The organism is Parasphingopyxis sp. (genome assembly GCF_052168275.1).
GTDB lineage: Bacteria > Pseudomonadota > Alphaproteobacteria > Sphingomonadales > Sphingomonadaceae > Parasphingopyxis.
Genome location: NZ_JBQLZM010000106.1, coordinates 1 through 4,884, shown reverse-complemented (window position 1 = coordinate 4,884; position 4,884 = coordinate 1). Strand labels below are relative to the sequence as shown.

Genomic DNA, 4,884 nt, shown 5'->3' with positions numbered 1-4,884 from the left:
GCCGGGAGGGGGAGTGGGCCGGTGCGGCGAACTTCCGACAGGAAGTTTCTGACAAACAAACTGCCGCGCTCGACCGCCAGGTCGAGTCCGACGATAAGACAGCATATTCAGAATCTCGTTGACCGCGCCTCCCGCTTTGCGGCATTTCCGCGCCAGCCAATTCAGAGGATCAGCCGATGGCCGCGCGTATCTACCAACGAATGAAGAATGCCATGCAGTCGGGCCGTCACCGGGTCGGCCTGTGGACGCTGGAATTCGAGCCGCGCGAGGCGCAGCGCGCCGATCCGCTGATGGGCTGGGCCGGCTCGTCCGACACCAGCCGCCAGGTCCGGCTGACCTTTCCGACGCTCGCCGCCGCGAAAGCCTATGCCGACAGGCAGGGCATCGCCTATCGCGTCGTGCCGGGGCCCGAGCGCAAGCTCAGGCTCCAGGCCTATGCGGACAATTTCCGCTAGGTGACCGCCGATCAGGTGCCGGGGGCGGCGTAAAGCCGGGACCGGCGCATCAGATCCTGGACATCGTCATTGCCCGCCCGGAACACCTGGTCCCATTGCCGGTTGGTCAGGCAGATGCGGACTTCGCGGCGCAGCGAACCCGGCACCGGCCGGCGCTGGCAGCGGACAAGATCGGGGTCGAGCGCCCGGTTCGTCCCGCGCGCCCGGACCTCGCCGCTGCTCGCGACGTCGGTCTCCTGCGCCATGGCCGGCTGCGGCGCCATTGCCGCCCCGCACAGCGCCAGCCCTGTCAGCAGATGAATTTTCATATCCCTCTCCAATGGCTTGGGACATAACAGATTTTGCGCGCGAATGCCATCTCGCGCCGGGCCCATGGCGGGTGTGCCGACCGGCGCTTCCCCAGCGCCAGGGCGCGTCGAGCGGAACCGTGCGGGATCCGGGCGCACGCTGAAGCGTCAGGCCGGACCCGGCAATTTGCGCGAGGCTAGCGCCGTTTTCCCCGTCCCATCGCCGCGCAGCATCGGAGGATCGCGTCCGCGGTTTCTTCGGGCTCGGCCAGCGGATGCAGATGGGTGCCCTTGAGGCGGACGACCGGCCAGCCCATCGCTTCGGCCCGCCGCGCCTCGTCGACAAAGGCAAGCGATGTCCTGAGATAGGCCCGTTTCGCCGCGGACCAGTCCGGCATCGCCCAATCGTCGTCGAACCAGTCGAGGCGCAGCGCCGGAATATCGTCGATAAAGGCCGCCTTTTCGCTGTCGGAGAGCGGCGCGCCTTCGAAGATATCGACCGTCCACCAGTCGCTCCATCGCGGCAATGTACCGTCGCTCGCCGGCAGCGTATCGAGAAAGGCGCGAAACGCGGGCTCGACCGGCAGCACGATACCGCTTTCGGGCGGCATGGCGGCGTCGAGGCATATCAGGCCGGCCGCGCCGAGATCGGCCGCCAGCCGCGCGGCGAGCAGGCCGCCCATACTGTGTCCGGCAATCACGGGCCCGTCCATCGCGGGGAGCGCGGCGGCGAGCCGGGCGGGCCAGTCGCGCCAGGCCGGAACGGCTTCGCCCGGCCGGTAGGCGGCGGGCAAATGGCAGCGGATCCCCCGCCGTTCGAGCGCGGCCCCGGTCGGCGCCAGCGAGGACGGGCCGACCAGCGGCTGTGGACGAGGACGATATCGGTCATGCGGCTGCGAGCGGATACCCGTCAGCGCCCGGCCAACCAGGTCGCGCCGAGCAGCGCCAATATCCGCACATCGATCACGCATCCTTCGGCGCGCTTCGCCTCGACGAAATCCGCCACGCCATCGAGCGCCACCCGATGGACGGTGATATTCTCATGGTCGGTGCCGCCGCCATCGCCCACTTTCTCGAGCGCGGTCGCCTTGAGCAGGGTGAAGGTTTCGCTCGTCATCCCGGGCGAGGAGCAGAAGCGCCCCAAATTCTCGATCCGCCCGGCACGATAGCCGGTTTCCTCTTCCAGCTCGCGGCGCGCCGCCTCGACCGCGCCCTCGCCGGCCGTCTCGTCGCCGACGAGCCCGGCCGGAAATTCGATGCAGTCGGCCTTGAGCGGCACCCGATATTGTTCGACCAGGATGACGTGATCGCCGTCGGCCTCCCCGTCCGCCGCCGCGTCGAGCGCCAGCAGCACCGCTGCGCCGATGCCGCGCACCCGGCTCACATATTCCCAGCGGCCCTCCTGGAGGATGGCGAGATAGTTGCCGGCCCAGTGGGTGGTGACGGGATCGCTCACGATGCGGTTGCGGCCTAGCGCGCGGCGATGCGTTCGGTGCCGCCGAACCGGGCGGTCAGCGCATCGACGGCGCCGTTGAAGCCGTCGGACACCTCGCCGGCATCGAAATGCGCGGCCATTTCCGATTCGGTCGCGTCGGTGAACTCGCGGGTCAGGACGTCGTCCGCGCCCGGCGCCGGGACGATGGCGATCGCCTCGTCGGCCGCGGCGATCAGGATGAGCGCGCCGCCCGCGCCGATGCCGCGTTCGGCGATCATCTCGGCGGCCTTTTCCTCGATATCCGTGTCGTCGGTGGTCAGGATCACCGCGATATGGACCTCATGGCCGGTTTCTTCGTGAAAGGCGGCGAGCCGTTCGCTCAGCTCGGCGTCCATCCCGTCATCGAGCAGTCCGATATCCTTCACATAGTCGATCGATTCCTCGCGCGTTTCCGCCGCCGCGTCCATCGTCGCGACTTCGGCCGCTTCGGCCGCCTCGGCATCGGCGTCGCCGCTGCAGGCGGCAAGGGCGAGCGCCATGCCCGCAACCGCGATCGGTCCCTGATATCGCATTGTGCTCGCCCCCCTAGTCGCCGAGCCGCGCGATCAGCGCATCGGCCCCGGCGTTCAATCCCTCGGCCAGCTCGTTTTCCTCGAAATGCGCGATCATCGCGACCTCCGTGTCGCCGGTAAAGGCCTCGTCCAACCCTTCGCCGACGACAGCCAACGCCTGGTCCGCTCCGGCGACGTAGATCAGCGCGTCGGCGTCGCGTTCGGCGCGCCGTTCCTCGGCGACCGTTTCGATATCGGCGCCGTCGGTCGTCATCGCCAGGATGACATGCACGTCCCGCCCGCTGTCCGCGTGAAAGGCGGCGAGCTTCTCGTTGAGCGCGGCGAAGAGCGCAGGGTCGACAAGGCCGCCGGTCTCGTCCTCGGCATAGCCCGAGGCGTCATGGGCGGCGGCTGCGCCCTCCCCGCTCTCTCCGGTCGCCTCGGCGGCCTCTTCGCCGTCCTCGGTCTGGGTCGCGGCTTCGCCGCTGCACGCGGTCAGCGCCAGGGCGAGGGCGATCGCCCCGGCCGGGATCATGGTGGGCATTGTCATCGAAACACTTCCTCTGCGGCAAAGTCCGGGCCATCGCATATTTGGAACGCCCGCGAAACAGGCTTGCCTTGGCGGCCCGGCGATGCTGTCTCATGGAGCGGCCGGGGCGACAGGGCCGGGCAATCGAGGGCGGAGGAGCGCACATGTTCGGAGAATTCAGGGATTTCATCGCGCGCGGCAACGTGATCGATCTGGCGGTCGCGGTGATCATCGGCGGCGCGTTCGCGACGATCACGACCTCGCTGACCGAGGATATCATCATGCCGGTCGTCGGCTGGATCTTCGGCGGCGCGGATTTTTCGAGCTGGTTCGTCCGGCTGGGCGACGTGCCCCAGGGCTATGAAGGCTCGCTGGCCAACTATGCCGAACTCAAGGAAGCCGGCGTCGCGATGATCGGCCTCGGCCAGTTCGTCACCGTGCTGATCAACTTCCTGATCCTCGCCTTCGTCATCTTCCTGATGGTGCGCCAGGCGAACCGGCTGATGGCGAAGAAGGAAGCGGAAGAAACGGCCGATCCGGGGCCGAGCGAGGTCGAGCTGCTCGCCGAGATCCGGGACGCGCTGAAGAACCGCTGACGCGCGACGAACGGTTCGTCGCAAATGATGCGAAAATTCGCATACGGTTCGTCCGGATAGCGGGTATAATGGCGCCGGGCATCGCGGCCCCCTCAGTGCCGCCTGGAGACTATGTACATGAATAAAGTGATTGTTGCCGCGGCGGCCGCCGGCGCGGTATTGGCGCTGGGCGGTTGCCAGGCGCCGCAGGCCGGAGCTTCCGAGGAAGCGGCGGCCGAAACGCCGGAAGCTGCCGAATCGGCGGCGGCCGAAAGCGCCGACCCGGCGCTGCACGCCGGCGAGGCGTCGCAGGTCGCCGAAGACCGGGACAATACGGCGGCGCTCGCCGAGATGTCGGGCGCGAGTCCGATCGAAACCGGGGACGAAGAAGCCCCGCCGGCGGAATAGGCCGGACACCGGAAGCCGGGCGGAAGGACGGACGGCGAACGCCGGTCCGTCCGCATGCCGCAAATTTTGCTGGAACTTTTGTCCGGCTCCGTTCATTGGATGGGTGGACTGCGGCCAAGTTAAAGCGCCGTCAGACGCTCTGAAAACATAATACAGGGAATAGATTACCATGAAGAAGATGATTTTCACCACCGTTGCCGCCTCCGCCGCCCTCGCGCTCGGCGCCTGCCAGAGCCCCGAAGCGGACGCCGTCGAGGATCAGGCCGAAGCCGAAGCCGAAGCGATCGACGAAATGGCCGACGACGCCACGACCGAAGCCGCCGAAGAGCAGCTCGAAATGCAGGCCGACATGGTCGAAGAGCAGGGCGAGGAAGCCGCCAACGCGATGGACGATGACGGCGAGATCGCGCCGAGCGAAACCGGCATCGGCGACACCCAGTAAGCCTTTCGGCCCGGTCCGGGCGACCGGATACGGGCCGGAGGATACGAGAATGCCTCCCATGGCATTGACGGCGTTGCGGGTCACTCCCCGCAGCGCCGTTTTCGTATGTCCGGGATTCTGTTTGTCAGAACGTTGCTGACGTAACGTCGCGGCACCGGCCCGCTCCCCCTCCCGGCCTCCCAACAGGGTACACTCAATGGGA

The 4,884-nt window shown here is 67.6% G+C and carries 9 protein-coding genes; 4 read left to right on the top strand and 5 right to left on the bottom strand.

All coding sequences use genetic code 11. The features are described 5' to 3' along the window. The first annotated feature begins 176 nt into the window (after window positions 1–176). On the top strand, window positions 177–455 hold the full coding sequence (locus ACTS1X_RS09445) for an ETC complex I subunit (RefSeq protein WP_442614139.1): 279 nt from the start codon (window positions 177–179) through the stop codon (window positions 453–455). A gap of 11 nt (window positions 456–466) precedes the next feature. On the opposite strand, the gene ACTS1X_RS09440 is transcribed toward ACTS1X_RS09445, so the two are convergent. From ACTS1X_RS09440 to ACTS1X_RS09420, 5 genes are all read right to left on the bottom strand, one after another. After that, complete coding sequence (locus ACTS1X_RS09440) at window positions 467–763, bottom strand: hypothetical protein (RefSeq protein WP_442614138.1); 297 nt, start codon at window positions 761–763, stop codon at window positions 467–469. 176 nt (window positions 764–939) lie between these two features. Further along, complete coding sequence (locus ACTS1X_RS09435) at window positions 940–1,713, bottom strand: alpha/beta fold hydrolase (RefSeq protein WP_442614137.1); 774 nt, start codon at window positions 1,711–1,713, stop codon at window positions 940–942. Beyond that, complete coding sequence (locus ACTS1X_RS09430; protein ID WP_442614136.1) at window positions 1,653–2,198, bottom strand: NUDIX hydrolase; 546 nt, start codon at window positions 2,196–2,198, stop codon at window positions 1,653–1,655. Before ACTS1X_RS09430 ends, ACTS1X_RS09435 begins: the two co-directional genes overlap by 61 nt. Before the next feature lie 14 nt (window positions 2,199–2,212). Next, complete coding sequence (locus tag ACTS1X_RS09425) at window positions 2,213–2,749, bottom strand: TPM domain-containing protein (protein WP_442614135.1); 537 nt, start codon at window positions 2,747–2,749, stop codon at window positions 2,213–2,215. 13 nt (window positions 2,750–2,762) lie between these two features. Continuing rightward, the gene (locus tag ACTS1X_RS09420; protein ID WP_442614134.1) at window positions 2,763–3,278 is read right to left on the bottom strand and encodes a TPM domain-containing protein; all 516 of its coding nucleotides are present in this window, start codon (window positions 3,276–3,278) and stop codon (window positions 2,763–2,765) included. A 143-nt stretch (window positions 3,279–3,421) separates the two neighbouring features. On the opposite strand from ACTS1X_RS09420, the gene mscL reads away from it, so the two are divergent. The 3 genes from mscL (at window position 3,422) to ACTS1X_RS09405 (ending at window position 4,682) form a co-directional block, all read left to right on the top strand. Continuing rightward, window positions 3,422–3,853, top strand: coding sequence for a large conductance mechanosensitive channel protein MscL (mscL, locus tag ACTS1X_RS09415; RefSeq protein WP_442614133.1), 432 nt, complete (start codon window positions 3,422–3,424; stop codon window positions 3,851–3,853). A gap of 117 nt (window positions 3,854–3,970) precedes the next feature. Next, the gene (locus ACTS1X_RS09410; RefSeq protein ID WP_442614132.1) at window positions 3,971–4,240 is read left to right on the top strand and encodes a hypothetical protein; all 270 of its coding nucleotides are present in this window, start codon (window positions 3,971–3,973) and stop codon (window positions 4,238–4,240) included. A gap of 169 nt (window positions 4,241–4,409) precedes the next feature. Further along, window positions 4,410–4,682, top strand: a complete 273-nt coding sequence (locus ACTS1X_RS09405) for a hypothetical protein (protein ID WP_442614131.1) — start codon at window positions 4,410–4,412, stop codon at window positions 4,680–4,682. Window positions 4,683–4,884 lie beyond the last annotated feature (202 nt).